Source organism: Meiothermus sp. CFH 77666 (genome assembly GCF_017497985.1).
Classification (GTDB): domain Bacteria; phylum Deinococcota; class Deinococci; order Deinococcales; family Thermaceae; genus Meiothermus.
Window position 1 is genome coordinate 37,952 of sequence record NZ_JAGDFV010000023.1, and the last position, 18,496, is coordinate 56,447.

General features: G+C 60.7%; 16 protein-coding genes. 6 read left to right on the forward strand and 10 right to left on the reverse strand.

Going from position 1 to position 18,496, the window contains the following annotated elements:
* Nucleotides 1-25: 25 nt before the first annotated feature.
* Nucleotides 26-700: a response regulator transcription factor gene (locus J3L12_RS12135; RefSeq protein WP_208015319.1), complete on the forward strand. Its 675-nt coding sequence runs from the start codon at nucleotides 26-28 to the stop codon at nucleotides 698-700.
* A 75-nt stretch (nucleotides 701-775) separates the two neighbouring features.
* The gene (locus J3L12_RS12140; protein WP_208015320.1) at nucleotides 776-2,197 is read left to right on the forward strand and encodes a HAMP domain-containing sensor histidine kinase; all 1,422 of its coding nucleotides are present in this window, start codon (nucleotides 776-778) and stop codon (nucleotides 2,195-2,197) included.
* A gap of 232 nt (nucleotides 2,198-2,429) precedes the next feature.
* On the opposite strand, the gene surE is transcribed toward J3L12_RS12140, so the two are convergent.
* Complete coding sequence (gene surE / locus J3L12_RS12145) at nucleotides 2,430-3,245, reverse strand: 5'/3'-nucleotidase SurE (protein WP_243455192.1); 816 nt, start codon at nucleotides 3,243-3,245, stop codon at nucleotides 2,430-2,432.
* A gap of 216 nt (nucleotides 3,246-3,461) precedes the next feature.
* A complete protein-coding gene (gene greA, locus J3L12_RS12150) occupies nucleotides 3,462-3,941 on the reverse strand; it encodes a transcription elongation factor GreA (protein WP_208015321.1) in 480 nt (159 codons plus the stop codon).
* A gap of 534 nt (nucleotides 3,942-4,475) precedes the next feature.
* On the opposite strand from greA, the gene J3L12_RS12155 reads away from it, so the two are divergent.
* From J3L12_RS12155 to J3L12_RS12165, 3 genes are all read left to right on the forward strand, one after another.
* On the forward strand, nucleotides 4,476-6,548 hold the full coding sequence (locus tag J3L12_RS12155) for a hypothetical protein (protein WP_208015322.1): 2,073 nt from the start codon (nucleotides 4,476-4,478) through the stop codon (nucleotides 6,546-6,548).
* 249 nt (nucleotides 6,549-6,797) lie between these two features.
* Nucleotides 6,798-8,303: a 4-alpha-glucanotransferase gene (malQ, locus tag J3L12_RS12160; protein WP_208015323.1), complete on the forward strand. Its 1,506-nt coding sequence runs from the start codon at nucleotides 6,798-6,800 to the stop codon at nucleotides 8,301-8,303.
* A gap of 11 nt (nucleotides 8,304-8,314) precedes the next feature.
* Complete coding sequence (locus tag J3L12_RS12165) at nucleotides 8,315-8,710, forward strand: VOC family protein (RefSeq protein WP_208015324.1); 396 nt, start codon at nucleotides 8,315-8,317, stop codon at nucleotides 8,708-8,710.
* Nucleotides 8,711-8,910: 200 nt separating this feature from the next.
* On the opposite strand, the gene J3L12_RS12170 is transcribed toward J3L12_RS12165, so the two are convergent.
* The 4 genes from J3L12_RS12170 to J3L12_RS12185 form a co-directional block, all read right to left on the reverse strand.
* Complete coding sequence (locus J3L12_RS12170; protein ID WP_208015325.1) at nucleotides 8,911-9,471, reverse strand: 5-formyltetrahydrofolate cyclo-ligase; 561 nt, start codon at nucleotides 9,469-9,471, stop codon at nucleotides 8,911-8,913.
* A 24-nt stretch (nucleotides 9,472-9,495) separates the two neighbouring features.
* The gene (locus tag J3L12_RS12175) at nucleotides 9,496-10,533 is read right to left on the reverse strand and encodes a serine hydrolase (RefSeq protein WP_208015326.1); all 1,038 of its coding nucleotides are present in this window, start codon (nucleotides 10,531-10,533) and stop codon (nucleotides 9,496-9,498) included.
* Nucleotides 10,534-10,562: 29 nt separating this feature from the next.
* The gene (locus J3L12_RS12180) at nucleotides 10,563-11,159 is read right to left on the reverse strand and encodes an NAD(P)H-dependent oxidoreductase (RefSeq protein ID WP_208015327.1); all 597 of its coding nucleotides are present in this window, start codon (nucleotides 11,157-11,159) and stop codon (nucleotides 10,563-10,565) included.
* A gap of 338 nt (nucleotides 11,160-11,497) precedes the next feature.
* Entirely contained in the window at nucleotides 11,498-12,619 is a 1,122-nt protein-coding gene (locus tag J3L12_RS12185; protein ID WP_208015328.1) for an acyl-CoA dehydrogenase family protein, read from the reverse strand.
* A 79-nt stretch (nucleotides 12,620-12,698) separates the two neighbouring features.
* Here J3L12_RS12185 and J3L12_RS12190 point away from each other — a divergent pair, with 79 nt between their 5' ends.
* A complete protein-coding gene (locus J3L12_RS12190; protein WP_243455193.1) occupies nucleotides 12,699-13,484 on the forward strand; it encodes a YdcF family protein in 786 nt (261 codons plus the stop codon).
* Nucleotides 13,485-13,582: 98 nt separating this feature from the next.
* On the opposite strand, the gene J3L12_RS12195 is transcribed toward J3L12_RS12190, so the two are convergent.
* The 4 genes from J3L12_RS12195 to J3L12_RS12210 all read right to left on the reverse strand — a co-directional run bounded on the left by J3L12_RS12195 (nucleotide 13,583) and on the right by J3L12_RS12210 (nucleotide 18,106).
* On the reverse strand, nucleotides 13,583-14,632 hold the full coding sequence (locus J3L12_RS12195) for a 2-oxoacid:ferredoxin oxidoreductase subunit beta (protein ID WP_208015329.1): 1,050 nt from the start codon (nucleotides 14,630-14,632) through the stop codon (nucleotides 13,583-13,585).
* A gap of 17 nt (nucleotides 14,633-14,649) precedes the next feature.
* Nucleotides 14,650-16,476 carry a 2-oxoacid:acceptor oxidoreductase subunit alpha gene (locus J3L12_RS12200; protein ID WP_208015330.1) on the reverse strand — a complete coding sequence of 609 codons (1,827 nt, stop codon included), beginning with the start codon at nucleotides 16,474-16,476 and terminating at the stop codon, nucleotides 14,650-14,652.
* 359 nt (nucleotides 16,477-16,835) lie between these two features.
* Nucleotides 16,836-17,138 carry a transcriptional regulator gene (locus tag J3L12_RS12205; RefSeq protein ID WP_208015331.1) on the reverse strand — a complete coding sequence of 101 codons (303 nt, stop codon included), beginning with the start codon at nucleotides 17,136-17,138 and terminating at the stop codon, nucleotides 16,836-16,838.
* Entirely contained in the window at nucleotides 17,138-18,106 is a 969-nt protein-coding gene (locus J3L12_RS12210) for a sodium-dependent bicarbonate transport family permease (protein WP_208015332.1), read from the reverse strand. Before J3L12_RS12210 ends, J3L12_RS12205 begins: the two co-directional genes overlap by 1 nt.
* Between the last annotated feature and the right edge of the window lie 390 nt (nucleotides 18,107-18,496).

An 18,496-nucleotide genomic window follows, 5' to 3' on the forward strand; every position in this document is an offset into this window, starting at 1 on the left:
CGGCTACCCTGCTAGCATGGAAGGTATGGATCAACCCCTGATCCTGATCGTCGAAGACGAGAAGGACATCGCCCGCTTTATCGAACTCGAGCTCCAGGCCGAGGGCTACCGCACCGAGGTGGCTTACGACGGCATCACCGGGCTTTCACGTTTCCGCGAGACCAACCCCAACCTGGTGGTGATGGACCTGATGCTGCCGGTGATGGACGGCCTCGAGGTGGCCCGGCGCATCCGCAAGACCTCGAATGTGCCCATTGTCATCCTGACCGCCAAAGACCGGGTGGAGGACAAGGTGGAGGGACTGGACGCCGGGGCCGACGACTACCTGGTCAAGCCCTTCAGCATCGAGGAGCTGCTGGCCCGCATCCGCGCCCACCTGCGCCGGGTGACGCCCGCCATCACCGGCGAGATCCGGGTCTCCGACCTGATTATCAACCTCGAGGGCCGTGAGGTGTACCGGGGGGGGCGGCGCATCGAGTTCTCCAACAAGGAGTTCGAGCTGCTGGAACTGCTGGCCAAGAGCCCCGGCAAGGTCTTCAGCCGCTTCGAGATTGAAGAAAAGGTCTGGCCCGGCTACCAGGGCGGCTCCAATGTGGTGGACGTGTACATCGGGTATTTGCGCAAGAAGCTCGAGGGCACCGGCGAGCGCCGCCTGATCCACACCGTGCGCGGGGTGGGGTATGTTCTTAGGGAGGACTAGCTAATAGCCGATAGTCCATAGCTGATAGCCGAGATCCTGATATGGCTATCAGCTATGGGCTATAAGCCTTAAACCATGACCCTCCGAACCCGCATCACCCTGCTCACGCTAGCGCTGCTGGCTTTCTCGCTGCTTTTGATTGGGGGCTCGGTGTATGGAACCCTCCAGTTCACGCTTTACGACAACCTGCGGCGCGAACTGGTCGAGACTTCGGTAAGCGCTCAGCGGCTCATTCAAGAACGGGGCAACCTCGAGGGCCTCCCCCTCACGGTTTACGGGCAAGCCCTGTGGGTACCTTTCCCAAACCCCACTGCCAACGACATCCTGCAAGGAGCTGCCATCCCGATTGCCCAGTCGCTGGCGCTGGGTAACGCTACCCTCATGCTTTCGGAAAAAGGCTTGCAGGAGGTCTTGCGTTCCGGAGGGTTTTACACCCAGACCACCCTGACCCGCCCCGATGGCAGCCAGATTCCCCTGCGGGTGCGGGCCGAGCGCCTCGAGACCGAGATTGCCGGAATCCCCCAGGGCAAGCAGTTGGTCATTTTGCTGGTAGGCAAGTCCACCGAAAGCATCGAAAGCACCCTGGCCGATTTTGCCCGCACCTACACCGCCACGGCCCTGTTGGTGCTCATTTTTGGCGGACTGCTGGCCTTCCGGCTGGTACGGCAGACCCTGGAACCCCTGGAGTGGGTGGCTAAAAAAGCCGAGCAGGTCAGCAACAAACCCGACAAACTACCCGAACTCGAGGGCCACAACGAGGTCGCCTCGCTGGTTCGGTCGCTCAACCGGATGCTCTCCCGGCTGGAGAGCGCCTGGGAAACCCAGGGCCGCTTTCTGGCCGATGCCTCACACGAACTGCGCACCCCCGTGACTGCCATTTTGGGGCATATCAGCTACCTGCTGCGGCGCACCCAGGTCTCGGAGCAGCAGCGCGAGAGCCTGGAAATCATCAAACGAGAAGCCGAGCGCATGCAAAAGCTGGTGGGCGACCTGCTCGAGCTCTCCAAAACCGGCGGAAGCTGGAAGGTGGAGCTGGGCTCGGTACACCTGCAAACGGTGCTGAACGAAATCCAGGAAGAATACAGCAAAAGTTTTGAGGGCCGTATCGAGGTACAGGCGCCCGATCAGGTATGGGTGCTGGGCGATCCCGAGCGGCTGCATCAGGTAATTGCCAATCTGGTTTCCAACGCCATCAAGGCCAACTCTACCCATATTCGTCTGGTAGTGCTCGACCTGGCCGAGCGGGTGGTGATCCGGGTAGAGGACAACGGCGAAGGTATCAGCAAAGAGCACCTCCCCCATCTGTTTGAACGCTTTTACCGGGTGGATAAGGCGCGTGACCGCGAACGGGGCGGCAGCGGGCTGGGGCTGGCCATCGTGCGCTCAATTGTGGAGGCCCACGGGGGCAGCGTGTGGGCCGAGAGCGAGCCCGGCAAAGGCTCGGTTTTCAGCATCTCGCTCAAAAGGGCTTCTGCTCCCCATCCTCAGCTCACCTGAAACCCCTCAGGTTTTATGGGCGCATAGCCAACCTTCAGCAACGCGCTGGATGAGGGTAGGTGATGGGTTTTCAACGTCCACACCCTACTTCCTACCCCTCAGCTCCCTTGCTATCCAGGGCGTTCAAGTATCGCGCTCTTCACAGACCCGGCCATCCGTCCAGACAGCCAGCGTTCTGTCCGGGACAAAGCGTTCTTGAAGTTGGAGGGCTCAAATGGTGGTGAAGAGTGCTCTATTTCTTAGAGGCAGAAGGGTCTTTCCTGGTGGCCGCCCGGGGCTTTACCGCTTTAGCCCTGCGGGGTTGCAGGGTAAATTTGCGCTCGAGCTCGGCAGCAAAAGCGTGGTTGGTGTAGTCCAGGGTAATGGGCGTTACCGAGATAAAACCGTGCTGAACGGCCCAGAAATCGGTGCCTTCCTCCAACTCGGCGGTGGGCTTGCCGGCCACCCAGTAGTAGGGCCGCCCATCGGGATCTATCCTTTCAACAATGGAATCTTCGTAGCGATGGGTGGAGAGCCGGGTGATCTTGACCCCCTGCGGCGTCCGGTTGGGAAAGTTGACATTGAGCAGGGTTTTACTGGGCAGACCGTGCTTCAGCACCCACCGCACAATCGGAACCGCGTTTTGGGCGGCTTCTTCAAAGTGCAATTCCTCGCCAGAAGCATCTAGGCTAAACGCGATGGAGGGAATGCCCAGCGAGGCCCCTTCCAGCGCTGCTGCCACAGTGCCCGAGTGGGTCAGATCGAGGCCCATATTGACCCCAATGTTAATTCCCGAGACCACCAAATCGGGCCAGCCCAGGAGCCTGCTGCCAAGCACCACACAGTCTGCTGGGGTTCCATCCACGCGGTAGGCTGGAATCTCGCCAAACCCTGCCGAGGCGGTGTGCTTAAAGCGCAGCGGTCTGCGAAAGGTGATGCTGTGGCCCACACCCGACTGCTCCACATCGGGAGCCACTACATTTACTTCGGCAATCTCCCGCAGGGCAAAGGCTAAAGCCTTGATTCCGGGCGAGAAGATGCCATCATCGTTGGCAACAAGGATTCGCATATGCGATTAGCCTAACGCCAAAGCGCCGGGGCGGAAAGCACCATAGCAAAGGTCTTGATCGGTAATGTAGCCATAAGTTTCGGTTCGCATGCAAGCTCCCTGACCCTTCGGTAGGTAACCGAACGAGGACAAACCTACGGGTTGCAACAATATGGACGTTCTTTGAGCTTTTGGCCTTCGGATTATAGCTATCAGCCATCAGCTATCGGCAAGGCATCAGGCGTATACCAGTTCAACCACCACATAGGTCTGGCTGCCCTTGGGGCTTTTGACCTGCACCTCGTCGCCTACCTTTTTGCCCATCAGAGCCTGGCCCAGGGGGGATTCATTGGAAATCTTGCCGCTGAATACATCCGCTTCGTGGCTACCCACCATGGTAACGCTCATGCGCTGGCCGGTAGGGGTCTCGAGCTCTACCGTCACCCCAATCTGCACCTCGGTAGGAATGCCGTTGCCAGATTCGACAATCTGTACACGGCTCAGGATGTCCTCGAGTTCCGCGATGCGGCTATTGTTTTGCCACATGGCCCGCCGAGCCTCGTCGTAGCCAGCATTTTCACGCAAATCGCCCTCGGCAATGGCCCGGCCCATCTCATCGGCAATTTGCTGTACTTTTTCGGTTTTCAAATAGGCAAGTTCCTGCTCGAGCCGCGCTTTGCCCTCCGCGGTAAGGTATACCGGCTTTTTATCTGACATTTAGCAAAACCTCCACAAGCCTACCGTTCGTAGACCCGAACTTCAGTATAGTACATGGCCCGGTTTTACTGCCCTGAGCGAGAACAGGCAACACTGCGCCTATCCGAGCCGGTTGCAACCAGTCAGTAGAAGCACTTATCCTCCGGCTTTGGGCTATTAGCGGAATAAGCCCCTTGGAGAACCCTTTTTATGCACCTTTGACTATCAGCCAATGGTTCGGAAGATTTTTGGGGCAGTTCAGGGGCGACATGTTCAAAGCAAAGAGCCTCGTTCCCTAGTTTGATTTAGCAATCTACTACATAACAGCGCCCAGGAAAGCCGTTTGAATTTTGTCACTGTCGGCCCAAAGGCGGAGATACACAAAAATAAGCAGCCCCGAGAAAACGTTGTTTACGTCATAATCGTACTTCCTTGAAACCTTCCGAACTATTGTATCAGCGAAACATGTCTTTTCCCTTGCTAAAAAGCAATTCATCCCAGCCCTGTTCGGAATTGCGTTTACTGCCTCACTCGGCAGTGGAATAAAATGACGGTATGCGATGGATGGCGGGAGTTCTCCTGTTTGGCGCAACGCTGGCCCAGAGCCTGACCGTGCCGCCCGAAGCCCCGGTGGGGCAGCCTTTGGAAATTCGCGGGGCAGACTTTCCCCCAGGCCGGTACTCCCTCAAGATTGCCTCGGATACCACAGCTACCGAGGTAGATCTCGAGACCTTCAATGGCAACATATCCACGGCCTGGACACCGAGCGCGGAAGGGGTGTACAAGATCAGCATCCTGGTAGGGGAGCGCACGGTGGAAGCGCAGACTCGAGTGCGAGCCGCCCCTGCCGCACCCTCCTCGCCGGTCTCACCCCCCAGCCCCCCCCAACCCGCCCCCACTCGGCCCGAGATAGCCCCGCCCACCCTGGGGCCCGAGGGCCTGGTGCTGGGCAACTGGAAACTACCACTCAAGGGGGAGTGGATCGGCCCCAAGCTGCTGGGGCAGCGCGCTTTTATTGCCCGAGGGCCCCTGGTGCTGGAAATAGATCTGCAAAACCCCAAAGTGGTGGCCCAGCACTACCCGCCGGGGGATGTTCGGGCCCTGGACGCCGATGCCGAGCTAACGGTGCTGCTCGAGGATGGGCGGCGGCTGGGCCTGAGCGCTTTTACGGGCAAGCCCTTTGAGGGCAGGTGGGAAAACCTGGCAGTCATTCGGGAGTACCACCAGACCCTGAGCGCTGCGGGGGCCCGCGAACTCGACCAGAGCCCCACCACCGGTCGGCCCTACTGGTATTACTTCAGCCGCGAGGTAGGAAGCATCGGCCCCGCCGACCTCGAGGCCGTGGGGCAGGACTTGCTGCAACGCAGCCACCGCCCCGAGCTGGCCTGGGGCCCGGGGGTGATGCAGTGGCTCCAGCCCTGGCTGATGCAGATACGGGCTGCACGAAGCCAGGGGCTCGAGCAAAGCCTGGTCTGGTCGGAATTTTTTTTGAAGTACCTGCCCCAGGTGCCCGGTGCCAGGGCTATGCTGTGGGAGCAGGTGGGCTGGCTCGAGGCCCAGGGTCGCCCCGACCTGGGACAGCGCTACCGCGAGGCTTTGCGCCAGGTGGCAAGCTGGCAAAACCCCCTCACCTCGGCCAATATGGCCGCAGCTACCTGGGTCTTGCTGGGGCTCTACAGCCTGATGCTGCTGTACCTGACCCTGATGTACCTGCCTGCCCAGCTGCGCGGGGTGCGCCCCATCGGCGGCTGGCTGGCGGGCTGGCTCCGGCATCCCCTCCTGCGCCTGCGCCACAGTGTGCTGGCCTATACCTCTCTTGGTGAACGCACCTTGCTGCTCTTTTTGTTTCTGCTGGCTGCACTGGCCCTGCTGGGCTGGGGCCTGACAGCCCGCTCCGAGGCGCTTGTTGCCCAGGACAGCCTGACCCGGGGTACCCTACGCTCGAGTGCCGCCCAGGAAACCCTGCGTAGCTTTGCAAACACCGCGCCGCTACAAGGTCTGTTGGCGTATGCACTGGCCAAAGAAAACCCCAGCGAGGCAAAGCGGCTCTATGCAGCCGCCCCACCCTGGACGTACGTTTTGCTTGGGCGCGGCACGCCCGAGGCCCTGGCGCAGGCTTACCGAAGGGCTCCGTCTTCGGCATCTGTACGGGAGACGCTGGGCCTCGGCGGCGACTTCTGGACGGCGGTTTACCGCGATGCCGGGGTGGTGCGCGAGGCTGTGCCGACCCCCCGAATCATCGCCGCAGCAGTGGGCTTGAGCGAGTTGCAAGGCTTGGGCACCGACTTTCTGGCAGTCTGGCGCGACCTCCCTATCTGGCCCAGTCCACTCTGGGCCTGGGTCATTGCCATTACAATTCTGTTGTTCGCGCTTTACCACTTGCTATGCTTCTTCCTTCCCCGGCCCCAGGGTGTGGACGGCTACCTGGCCTGGCGGCGGGGGGTACAACTGTTTTTTCCAGGCAGTCCCACCTACAGCCAGGGCTGGGGCCTGATGGTCTTGCTGGCCGTGGCAGGCGGCCTGTGGCTGTGGCGCCTGGGAAACCCTTGGGGAGCTCTTCTAACGGGTGTGGCCCTGGGGTTCCATCTGTTGCTGTGGTTTTTGCTGGTTTACCGAGGAAACAAGTGAGCCAAGCTGGAATAGCTCTACCGATCCAAATACCACAGGTCGTATACAGTGCTTTTCGCAGATGTGGCCGCCCACGAAAACGAGAATACGCCTGGCCCCAGACGCGGATTACACACCCAAGCGTGGGCCGGGCCCGGCCCACGCTTGGGTTTTGAGTTTCGGTGGATATATTGAAAGAAAAAACCAAGGGGATCTACGGCAATAGAAGCGCTTCCATCCTGCGCCCAGGTGGGATAGACTGGCCTTACTATGCAAATCGAACGTTCGTTTGGGATTCTGCTTCACCCCACCAGCTTTCCGGGCCGGTGGGGGATGGGGGCTTTGGGCCGCGAGGCCAAGCGGTTTATAGACTGGCTGGCTTCCACTGGCGCTAAGTGGTGGCAGGTATTGCCGCTAGGCCCTACCAGCTACGGCGACTCGCCCTACCAGTCCTTCTCGGCCTTTGCCGGAAACCCCTACCTGATAGACCCGGAAATGCTCATCGAAAAGGGCTGGCTGGAAAATACCGAGGAACCCCCGCAGTACCCCGCCGATAGCGTGAACTACGGCTGGCTCTACGAGACCCGCTGGCCCCTCCTGAGGCGGGCCTTCACCGGGTTCCAGGCCAGGGGTTCTGCGCAGGATAAAGCGCTTCTGGAGGCTTTTATTCAGGCCGAACAAGCCTGGCTGGAAGACTTTGTGCTCTTCATGGCGCTCAAGACCCGCTTTGGCGGCAAGCCCTGGAACGAGTGGAGCCCCGAGCTGCGCGACCGCAAACCGGCAGCCCTGGCCAAAGCCCGCGAAGAGCTGGCCTACGAGGTGGCCCTGCACGAGTGGATTCAGTGGTTGTTTTACACCGAGTGGGGCAAGACCAAAGCCTACGCCGAGTCGAAGGGCATTCGGATTATTGGGGACATGCCCATCTTTGTGGCCTTCGACTCCTCGGACGTGTGGGCTAACCCGCAGTACTTTTACCTCGATGCCGATGGCAACCCTACCGTGGTGGCGGGTGTTCCGCCCGACTACTTTTCCGAGACCGGCCAGCTCTGGGGTAACCCGCTCTACCGTTGGGAGGTGATGGAGGAAGAGCACTTTGCCTGGTGGGTTTCGCGTATTCGGCAGTCGCTCAAGCAATGCCACCTGGTACGCATTGACCACTTTCGGGGCTTTGAGGCCTACTGGGAAATCCCTTTTGGCATGCCCAACGCCATCCAGGGCCGGTGGGTCAAGGCGCCGGGTGAAAAACTCTTTAAAGCGGTGCGGGCGGCGCTGGGGGATGCGCCGATTATTGCCGAAGACCTGGGGGTCATCACGCCCGAGGTGGAGGCCCTGCGCGATGGGTTTGGCTTTCCCGGCATGAAGATTCTCCAGTTCGCTTTTTCCGACGATACCAACGTCTTCCTGCCGCACAACTACCCCAAGCATGGCAACGTGATTGTGTACAGCGGCACCCACGATAACGACACCAGCCTGGGGTGGTTCCGCACTGCGCCCGAGGCCGAACGCACCTTCATGCGCGACTACTTGGCCCGTTACGATATCCGCTGCCTGTCGGAATACGAAGTGGCGGGCGCCTTGATCGAGCTGGCCTTCAAAAGCCCGGCCAAGCTGGCGGTAGCGCCCCTGCAAGACGTGCTGGGGCTGGGCCCCGAGGCCCGCATGAACTATCCCGGCAGGCTGGGGGGTAACTGGTCGTGGCGCTACAGCCAAGAGGCCCTCGAGCCCGGCCTGGCCGCCGGATTGCGGGCGCTGGCCGAAGCGAACCGGCGGGCCTAGCGGAGGTTCTGATGAAGATTGCGGGGGTGCTCGAGACCTGCCTGTACGCGCCCGACCTGGATGCCGCCAGGGGCTTCTACCAGGGGTTGCTGGGCCTCGAGCTCTTTGCCGAGCAGCCGGGGCGGCACCTGTTTTTTCGCGCAGGGCCGGGGGTCTTTCTGGTGTTCAACCCCGAAGCCACCCAGCAAGAAACCGTCTTGCCGCCGCATGGCGCACAGGGCAGCGTGCATGTGTGCTTCAGGGTACCCGCAGAGGAACTGCCAGACTGGGCGGCGCGGCTCGAGGCCCACGGCTACCCGGTTTTCTGGGCCGAGTGGAAAGCGGGCCGGAGCTTGTACGTCTACGACCCCGCTGGCAACCTGGTTGAGCTGGCCTCGGCGGCGATATGGGGCTTAGCAGATAGCTGATGGCCTATGGCCGATAGCTGATAGTCCGTTCAAATGAACGGTTTTACACAGTCAAACCATTTTTGCTTCGACACTGTGCACATCATAGGAGGTGGAAGGTAGGGAATAGGGGGTAGGGGATTATCAACCACCACCTACCTCCCGCCACCCACCCCCACCTCGTGCGTTGCCTAAAGTTGGTTATACGCCTAAAGCCGACATCAAATGCCCATTACCTGATGAGGGGTGGCAATCAGGTCTACGGTGCGCTCTGGCGGGCAGGGGAGGTGCTCAAACACCATCAGGGTATGGGCCAGGGTGGCCCAGGGGGCGGCCACTTGCAGACCCTTGTAGGGAAAGCCATAGCCCTTGCCGATCCAGTTGCGCTGTTCGTCCACGGCTACACTGCCTACCAGAACCAGGTCAATGGCGGTTTGCTGGAGTTCGACGGGTTTGCCCAGTTGGGCGATTTCCCGCACCCGTTTGAGCTGGTGGGGTAGGAGGCCCTCCAAGCTCAGGTACTTTCCGGCTTTGTCCGGGTGCGGCATCAGGACGATTTTTCCAGACTTTAGGGCGGCCTCTCGTAAGGGTTTGAGCACCTGGTCGGGGCCGGCCAGCACTACCGTAGCCAGTTGCCATAGCTTCAAAGCCATCAGGCGTTCGGCAGCCCGACTGGCCCCCACAAAATTGGGGTGGTGTCCGTGGGGTGGGGTGGGGTAGGTAGCAGCCCGGTGCTGTGCCAGGGCGCTCCAGACCATTTCGCGCACTTCACCTTGCGTCACGCTGGCAGTTTATCGTATGGCGATTCATGGCTGGCCGGTGAGCAAGAGGCGCAGAAATGTGGCATCCGAAAAGGCCGTTCTGCGCCCCGCAAGGCTTTCTACAATACCCTCGGCCTGGCGTACCACCACCAGCCTGAGCTTGCGGCTGATGTAGAGCCGTTGGTCGCCGGCTCCTGCCGCAACCGCCAGGTCGTCGGGCAGACCAGGGGAGCCTGCCAGTGTGTCTATGTCCTGCCCTACACGGCCAATGGCGGCCCGCTCTGCCGGGCTGATGGGGCGGCCCAGCCACCAGGTCAGGCCGTAGATGGGGTTGACCCTCGAGGGCTCAAAGCACTTTTCCAGGAGCGCGGTGTCCACCACGCGCTGCCCCTGCCAGACCCCTTCGTTTCGCACCAGCTCCCCAAAGCGGGCCCAGTTGCGGGCGGTCAGGAAGGCCCCGGAGGGCAGGTGGGGGTTGCCGTCGGAACCCCGGCGCCAGAAGGCGTACTCGAGGCCAATCGGCTCGAACAGGCGGCGCTGCAGGTACTGAAGTGGGTCGCCCTTCAGTTTTCGGCGCATCAGCTCGCCAAAAATCTGGAAGGGAATGGGGCCATACGAAAACCGCGTGTCCGGGGGCGCCTCGGCAGGGGTCAGGATGGCGGCCTGGTAGGTGGGGGGGCGGGCCAGGGTGCCGCCCGGAATGCCGCTGGTCAGGTGCAAAAGCTGGCGCAGGGTGATTTGTGAACGCAGGGGGTCGCCCTGCCACTCGGTCAGGGTCTGGGCCAGGGGCTCGTCCAGCGAGAGGAGTCCGTCCTGTGCGGCAGCCACGGCCATCACCCCACAAAAGCTCTTGGTACCGCTGGCCAGCTCGTGGGCGCGGGTGGGGCTACCCCTGCCAGGGTAATCCTCAAACACAATCTGGCCGTCTACCATCACCAGAAGGGAAATGCCTCGGTTCTGGGCGGAGTAGGTAGCGGCTAGCTTGTGGAAGGCAGGGTTGGCAGGATTGGGCGCGGTTTGTGCAAAGCCTCTGGTGCCGCTTAGCAAGGCGGCCAGCCCCTTGAGAACGGTGCGTCGGTGCATGACCAGAGCCTAGTCTTCCAGGCTGAAGTTTAGCTGAAGTGAAGGGGTTTGAGTTCGGGTAGTTTATGCAGGTGTTCCCGGAAGGCCTCGAGGGTGGCTTTGCGCTCGGCCTCGCTCATTTCACCCGGCCCGTAGGCAATAAAGGGGGGCAGCACTTCCAGGCCACAGTAGGCCAGAATGCCGTAGTGGATGGGCTCGAGTACCCGCATGAGGTCGCGCTGGGGCGCTTGACGGTAATAGTCCTCGCGGGCTCCTACGGTCAGGCTCAGCATGGCCTTTTTACCCCGCAGCAGACCATTTTCAAAAGAATGCTCGTCGTCGTAGGCAAAGCCAAAGGCAAACACCCGGTCTATCCAGCCTTTCATGATGGCAGGCATCCCGTACCACCAGTCGGGAAACTGGAAGAGCAACAGATCGGCGCGGCGAACCTTGTCTATTTCCGGCTGGATTTCACTCAGGTCGCCCTGGAGCTCCCGCGCACTCAGCACGGGGTTGAAGCGCATGGTGTAGAGATCCGAGAGCAAAATGCTGTGCCCTGAGCGGCTCAGGGTGCGGACAGCCACGTCGCGTAGGGCTGCATTGAAGGAATTGGGGTTGGGGTGGGCATGGATGATCAATACGTTCATCGGCTCAAAGCCTACGGCCAAAAGCCCCAAAGCTGCAACGGGATGGTTTATACCAGCTTCACCTGAACACTCAACTTTTGATAAATCCCCACACTCGGCGGGCCGAAAGCCGAAAGCTCAAAGCCAAAGGCTCGACCAGGGGTGTGTAGGTCTTTGAGATGGCTGGCCTGTGCGGTGTGTTTGAATAAAAATAGCAGCACCCTTTACATGGGTGGCCGCCCGCGAAAACAAAAATCCGTCTCGGCCCAGACGCATATTACGCACCCAGGCGTGGGTCGGGCCCGGCCCACAGGTGCTTGGATTTCGAGTTTTCAGGCGGCTACTTCGTGAGATGCGCTCTATCGGTACAGCTCTCTGGCAATGACCAGCTTTTGAATCTCGCTGGTGCCCTCGTAAATTTCAGTAATCTTGGCATCGCGGTAGTAGCGCTCTACACGGTACTCACGGTGGTAGCCATAGCCGCCCAGAATTTGGACAGCCTCGCGGGTCACGCCCACCGCTACGTCCGAAGCGAATAGTTTGGCGGTGGAGGCCTCGAGGGTAAACTTTTCGCCCCGGTCTTTCCTGGCGGCAGCTTCCAGAACCAGCGCCCGCGCAGCGGCAATGCGGGTGTGCATCTCGGCCAGTTTGAAGCCAACCCCCTGAAACTCCCGAATCTTCTGGCCGAACTGGGTGCGCTCGTCAGCGTACTGCCTGGCTATCTCAAAGGCTGCGCGGGCCATGCCTACCGCCTGGGCGGCAATCCCAATGCGCCCGGCGTCCAGCCCGGCCAGGGCCTGTGCCAGTCCCCGGCCTTCCTGCCCCAGCAGGTTTTCATCCGGTACAAAGACCTCCTCGAGGCGCACCTCGCAGGTGTGGGCAGCATGGAGGCCCATCTTGTCCTCGGGGCTGCCAAAGCTGAGGCCGGGGGTATCTTTTTCCACAATGAAGCTGCTAATGCCAGCCTCGCCCCGCGCCATCACCACGTAGACCTGGGCCTGCCCGCCGGAGGTGACCCAGCTTTTGAGGCCGTCCAGCTGCCAGCCCCCCGGCACCTTGCGGGCCGTCGCCTTGAGCGAGGCCGGGTCGGAACCGGCGTGGGGCTCGGTCAGCGAGAAGGCCCCAATCCATTCGCCCCTGGCCAGCGGCACCAGGTACTTCTTTTTCTGGGCCTCGGTGCCAAACTTGTTCAGCATGTACTGCGGCAAGCCCGACGTGACCGAAAGAATGACCGCCACACTGGGGTCGGCTGCAGCGATTTCTTCCATAGCCAGGGCCCAGGTGACCGAATCGAGCCCGGCCCCGCCCCAGGCTTCGGGGGTGGTCATGCCCAGCAGGCCCAGCTCGCCCAGCTTTTGGAGCTGGGGCCAGGGGTACTGCCCCGAGCGGTCGTATTCGGGGGCCATCTCCCACAACACCTCGCGGGAAACGGCCCGCACCATGTCCAGTACCATTTTTTGGTCGGCGGTCAGAACGGCCATAAATATATCGTATCACGCAGCTTGTGTTGAAAAAGCGTTATGAAATGGAAAACTGAAAGCATCTCGTAAGATTGGGGGGATGTTGAAGCAACGCGCACAATTGCTGATGGCGGCGGGCTTGAGCCTGCTCTTGTTGCCCTTGGGGCTCGTCCTCAACCCTGAGCTTGGGGTGGGGGCGCTGCTGGGCTTCTGGCTGGGGGGCACGCTCATGGGCTTATTCGGCCCCACCTTTCGGGTTTTGCTGCTGGGAAGCGGGCTTTGTGCGCTATTCGTTGCGTCGGTTGTCTTTACCCCGCTCACCCGGGCGCTGATGAACGGGCTAATCGTTCATGAGGTGCCGCAAAAAGCCGACCTGATCGTGGTGCTAGGGGGCGGGATGCACTGCGGGGCGGGGGAGCTCGAGGCCTCCTCACTGGCTCGCCTGGAGAAGGGCCTGGAGCTCTGGCGGGCCGGCTACGCGCCCCGCATTTCCCTCTCGGACACGGTGGGCGAGATTTTTGGCGATGCCCGCTGCCCTTCGCTGGGCCTCGAGGCCCGGGCGCGGGTGCAGGCTTTGTATGGTACCGAAGGCCCGGAAATTGTCCTGCTGCCCCAGATGCGTACCACCCGCACCGAAGCCCTGGCGGTGGCCGAGGTGGTCAGGGAGCGGAGATGGGCACGGGTTTTGCTGGTGACCACCCCCGCGCACAGCCGCCGGGCCGTGGGGGCCTTTCGCAAGCTGGGCCTGGATGTCGTGAGCGTGACCTCGAGCGAACCCCGCTTCGACCTGGCCCTCACCGCCCCCGCCGACCGATTGAAAGCCCTGACCCCCCTCACGCGGGAGTATCTGGGCCTGTTGAAATACCGCTTACAGGGTTGGTTGTAGCGCGCTTAGAAAGTCACAGCACTCCTCACAGACCTGCTCGACCATCCAGGCGGCCACTGTTCTGTCCAGAACACTGAAAAAGCCCAGCACTCTGAGGCTCAGCGGTAGGTTTGCAAAATTTGCTCGAGCTTCTCCCTGCCGGGCCGGAGCTGTTCTGGGGATAGCTGGGCCAGAGGGGTGTCCAGCTCTTCTACCTCGGCCAGGCTGGGCCGGCTGGGGTTGTAGTAGATCAGGCCGGTGATGAACTCGCCGGTTTCCTGGGCCCGGACGAGACGCTCCAGGGCTGCAAGCTTGTTGGTAGGGTCGTAGTCGGCGTCCAGGTTCCGCAGGCTAATCAGCGAGCCATCGTGGAGCTTGACGGTGCGAAGCTCGCCCGGTTCCATGGGCTCAATCTGTATTTCTTCCGCAGAGGGGATGAAGCCGAGTTCGTGCAGGGGCTTTTCGTTTTTGGTGCCGTAGCCATAGCTCTTGGGGCTGTCGTCCTCGTTGTTGAAGGTCACGCAGGGGCTGATGATGTCCAGCACTGCCGTACCCCGGAACGAGAGGGCGGCCTTGATCAACTCGCGCACCTGCTTGGCGTCGCCCGCAAAGCTGCGGGCTACAAAACCGGCTCCGGCAATGATGGCCTCCATGCACAGGTCAACCGGCGGAAACTCGTTGTGGCCCGCGTATTTGAGCTCGAGGCCCTCCTCGGCTGTAGCCGAGAACTGGCCCTTGGTAAGGCCGTACACGCCGTTGTTTTCCACGATGTAAACCACTGGCACGTTGCGGCGCATCAGGTGCTTGAACTGGCCCATGCCGATGCTGCCGGTGTCGCCATCGCCCGAGACCCCAATGGCTTTCAGGGTGTGGTTGGCCAGCAGCGCACCCGTGGCCACGCTGGGCATCCGCCCGTGCAGGGCGTTGAAGCCGTGCGACATGCCCAAAAAGTAAGCCGGCGACTTGGACGAGCAACCGATGCCCGAGAGCTTGATAATCTCGTGGGGCCTCAGGTTCAGTTCATAGCCTACCTGCACGATCTGGCTGGCGATGCTGTTGTGCCCACAGCCCTTGCACAGGGTGCTGGGGGCGCCGTCGTAGTCTTTCTTGCTCAGGCCCACGGCGTTGAGCTTGAGCGGGATGCGGTCGGAAGGCACTGGGTTTTCCATAGGTGTTCCCCTATTTCCTACTTGAGACCGGCTTCCTCGTTCAGTAAGCGGGTCTTCACCCACTCGGCGGTGAGTGGCAGTCCGTCGAGATGGGCCACCGAGCGCAGGCGGGTAGCATACTCGGGCATCTCGTTTTGCAGGATGCCGTGAAGCTGGCCGTCGCGGTTGAGTTCAATAACGTACACCCGTTCGTGGGCGGCCACAAAGTCCCGCACGGCATGGTTGATGGGCAGGGCCCGCAGACGCAGGAAGCTGGTAGGGAGCTGCCGGGCGAGGCGGTCGCGGGCCTCTTCGATGGCGTAGCGGGTGGTGCCGTAAGCGATGATACCCACTTTGGCGGAGGGGCTGTGTTCGATGGCCGGAGCGGGTACCAGGTTGCGGGCCGTATCGAATTTACGAGCCAGTCGGGCCATCAGGCGTTCATAGTCCTCGGCCCGTTCGCTGTACTGGGCCTGTTCGTTGTGGCCGCTGCCCCGGGTGAAGTAGGCGGCCAGGGGGTGGGGCGTGCCGGGCAGCGTCCGGTAGGGGATGCCGTCGCCGTCCACATCCTTGTAGCGGGCAAAACCGCCCAGGGCCTCGAGCTCGGTGGCGCTCAGCACCTTGCCCCGTTGCAGGGGTGCTTCGGGGTAGTCGAAGGGTTTGCCCATCCAGTGGTTCATTCCGAGGTCGAGGTCGGAGAGCACAAACACGGGGGTCTGCAGCACCTCGGCCAGGTCGAGAGACTTCCAGCCAAACTCGAAACTTTCTTCGATGGAGGACGGGAACAGGATCGGGTGCTTGGTATCACCGTGGCCCAGGGTGTAGGCAAACGAAACATCGCCCTGGCTGGTGCGGGTAGGGAGGCCGGTACTGGGGCCTACCCGCTGGATGTCCCAGATTACGGCGGGAATTTCGGCAAAGTAGCCATAACTGACGAACTCGGCCATCAGGCTGATGCCGGGGCCGCTGGTGGAGGTAAGGGCCCTTGCACCAGCCCAGCCTGCGCCCATAACCATGCCTGCGGCAGCCAGTTCATCCTCGGCCTGGATGATCGTATAGGTGGGTTTACCGTTTTGGTTCTTGCGCAGTTTGGGTAAAAACTCGCGCAGGGCATCCATAAAGCTGGTCGAAGGGGTGATGGGATACCAGGCCGCCACGCTCACCCCGCCAAACACCGCCCCCAAAGCGCCGGCCTCGTTGCCGGTCATGATGATGAGCCCTTCGGTCTTGTTCATGGGCTCGAGGCGGTACGGGTCTTGTTTGCGCAGGTTCTGGCTGGCCCATTCATGCGCCCGGCGCACTACCTGCAGGTTGCTTTCCACCAGCTTCTGGCGGTAACCAAACTGTGCTCCCAGGGCTTCCTCCACGACCTCGAGCGGGGCCCCCAACATCCAGGCCACCACCCCCACATAGGCCATGTTGGCAATGTAGGGCTTGCGCTTGACTGGCACGTCCACGCCTGCAATGAGCTCGCTCACAGGAATGGGGTAGAAAATCAGGTCGTCGCGTTTGGGCAGATTTTTCAGGTCAGCGTTATAGAGACACACTCCGCCTGGGGGCAACTCCTGGACGTCTTCTGCGGCGGTGGTAGGGTTGAAGGCCACTAAAATTTCGGAAGGCTTTCGGGCGATGTACCCTTCATGGCTGACCCGGATGTGGTACCAGGTGGGAAGCCCCTGAATATTGGAAGGAAAAATGTTCTTGCCATGTACAGGAATGCCCATCTTAAAAAAAGACCGCAACAGGGTAAGGTTGGCGGTCTGACTGCCGGTACCGTTGGCGGTGGCTACAACCAGGGAGAAGTCGTTGATGACCGGCGAGCGCGTAGCATAACCCGCCTCTTGCTGTCGTTCCAGAACGCTCATTAGCACCTCCTAGTGCTTTGTCAGGCCAGCATCGGTCTGCCCCTCTATCCTATCGGATATAGGTGAGGGGTCTGAGTGACTTTAGGCCCTATTTTTTGGGAAATCTAGCACATAAAGCCTCTCTGGCTCGAGCCTGAAGTGTGCGATTGTTCCTCCGATGTGCGGCGGATGCAGTCATGCCAGATCTGCCTGAACCACAAACAGTGATGGGAACGCGATAGACTGCACCTGGGGGGTTCGTCGGTTGTGGGGATTAGGCGATGCCTCTCAGAGATATTGCGCGCTTCACTGATCTGGTCGCCTGCTCAAGCAGCCAAGGTTCTACCCAGGACAGAGATTTCTTAATCCTGGATGGCGCGTTAAGTGTACTTATCGCCGCGAACCACCTCTACGTTTTCCACAAAAGCAATCACCGCGTAGTTGGCAAAATATACCTCGGCCAGACGGTTCAGGATTTTTTCTGCCACAGAAGGGCTCACAATCGTTTCCAGACGAATGTTATTGCCCTCCCACTCGCTGGCCCGCACCCCACGGCTGCCCTCGCCCCTGGCTGGTGTGATGGTGTAGCCCTTGGCGCCCAATTTTTTGATTTCCCGGACAAGCCGCTCTTCCAGGAAGCCTTCTGCAATGATGGTGACCAGTTTGAGCGAAACCAGGGCCATTAGCTACCTCCGTGCAGCCAGCGAGAAAGCGCAAAGTAGATGGGGATTCCCAGGGTCAGGTTGAAGGGGAAGGTGATGCCCAGCGAGGCGGTAAGGTAGTAGCTCGGATTGGCCTGGGGCAAGGCAATGCGTACGGCAGCTGGGGCTGCAATGTACGAAGCACTGGCGGCCATGGTGCCCAAGACCATTGCCCCCCCCACCGACATACCGGCCAGGCTCCCGAACCACACGCCCAGAGCCCCTTGTACAAGTGGCATCACGATGCCAAAACCAATCAAAAAAAACCCTACCGTTCGCAGATCGCGCAAGCGCTTGGCGGCTACCATGCCGAGCTCGAGCAAAAACAACACCAGCACCCCCCGAAAGGGGTCTACGAACACCGGGGCAATTTGCTTGAGACCCTCTGGCCCCGCCAAAAAGCCCATTACAGAGCCCCCCACGAGCAGCAGGATACTTCTACCGGCAAAAATCTCCCGCACCGCCTCGCCCAGCGAGCCTTCGCCCAGGCTACGGCGGGCAATCAGCAGCGCAATCACAATGGCCGGGACTTCCAAAATGGCTACCAGGGTGGGCATAAAGCCCTCCACCGGTTGCCCGGCTGCCTGCATGAAGGTAGTGGCAGCGATGAAGGTCACCGCCGAAACCGAGCCATAGTGGGCCGCGATAGCGGCAGCATTCACCACATCGAAGCGCCCTATTTGCCGCAACACAGCGTAAGAGAGTAGCGGCGTAAGGACGCTCAGCACCAGCGTTGCCAGGGCGGGTTTCCACAGCTCGGCAAATGGCGTGGTGGAAAGTGCAGCCCCGCCTTTGAGGCCGATGGCCAGCAGGAGATAGATCGAGAGGGTGGTGTAGAGCGCATCGGGGATTTTGAGGTCGGACTTGACCAGTGTGGCCGTGAGGCCCAGGGCAAAGGCCAGCACGGCAGGGGAGAGCAGGTTGATACGGAGCAATTCCAGCGTATCCACTGTCCAGGATTCTACCGCTTTCTGACATAGTTACGCACGGCCGGTAGCATTCCAGAAATCTGTTTTGGCTTTGAGCGGTTGGTTCTCACTAGCAACCCAGGATACCTCCGTGGTCAAACGGCTGTGCGACGCTCTCCAGGGTTACGATGTCGGCCTCTGGCTTCCTCGCAACGACCTTTTTATTCGCCGTTGTTTTTGCGTGTATGCCTTCAGTAAGGTTCTGAACAAGCGGTTGCAGGTGTGAGTGTAAGCGGGCTTATTCCCAGGCTTTTATCATAATCACATATGAAAGCTGTCTCCATCCCCAGTCCGTTGCCGTATCTAGCCCAGATACCCGATTCCCGCGAGTACTTGAAAACCCATCATCGCTGGCAAGACCTGCTGCTGATC

Excerpts from the sequence above, each read along its gene's own strand:
- J3L12_RS12155 (WP_208015322.1), top strand. The coding sequence starts at position 4,476 with ATGCGATGGATGGCGGGAGTTCTCCTGTTTGGCGCAACGCTGGCCCAG.
- J3L12_RS12185 (WP_208015328.1), bottom strand. The coding sequence starts at position 12,619 with ATGGCCGTTCTGACCGCCGACCAAAAAATGGTACTGGACATGGTGCGG.
- J3L12_RS12205 (WP_208015331.1), bottom strand. The coding sequence starts at position 17,138 with ATGGCCCTGGTTTCGCTCAAACTGGTCACCATCATTGCAGAAGGCTTC.
- J3L12_RS12140 (WP_208015320.1), top strand. The coding sequence starts at position 776 with ATGACCCTCCGAACCCGCATCACCCTGCTCACGCTAGCGCTGCTGGCT.
- J3L12_RS12175 (WP_208015326.1), bottom strand. The coding sequence starts at position 10,533 with ATGCACCGACGCACCGTTCTCAAGGGGCTGGCCGCCTTGCTAAGCGGC.
- J3L12_RS12165 (WP_208015324.1), top strand. The coding sequence starts at position 8,315 with ATGAAGATTGCGGGGGTGCTCGAGACCTGCCTGTACGCGCCCGACCTG.
- J3L12_RS12135 (WP_208015319.1), top strand. The coding sequence starts at position 26 with ATGGATCAACCCCTGATCCTGATCGTCGAAGACGAGAAGGACATCGCC.
- J3L12_RS12195 (WP_208015329.1), bottom strand. The coding sequence starts at position 14,632 with ATGGAAAACCCAGTGCCTTCCGACCGCATCCCGCTCAAGCTCAACGCC.
- J3L12_RS12190 (WP_243455193.1), top strand. The coding sequence starts at position 12,699 with ATGTTGAAGCAACGCGCACAATTGCTGATGGCGGCGGGCTTGAGCCTG.
- J3L12_RS12200 (WP_208015330.1), bottom strand. The coding sequence starts at position 16,476 with ATGAGCGTTCTGGAACGACAGCAAGAGGCGGGTTATGCTACGCGCTCG.
- malQ (WP_208015323.1), top strand. The coding sequence starts at position 6,798 with ATGCAAATCGAACGTTCGTTTGGGATTCTGCTTCACCCCACCAGCTTT.
- surE (WP_243455192.1), bottom strand. The coding sequence starts at position 3,245 with ATGCGAATCCTTGTTGCCAACGATGATGGCATCTTCTCGCCCGGAATC.
- J3L12_RS12180 (WP_208015327.1), bottom strand. The coding sequence starts at position 11,159 with ATGAACGTATTGATCATCCATGCCCACCCCAACCCCAATTCCTTCAAT.
- greA (WP_208015321.1), bottom strand. The coding sequence starts at position 3,941 with ATGTCAGATAAAAAGCCGGTATACCTTACCGCGGAGGGCAAAGCGCGG.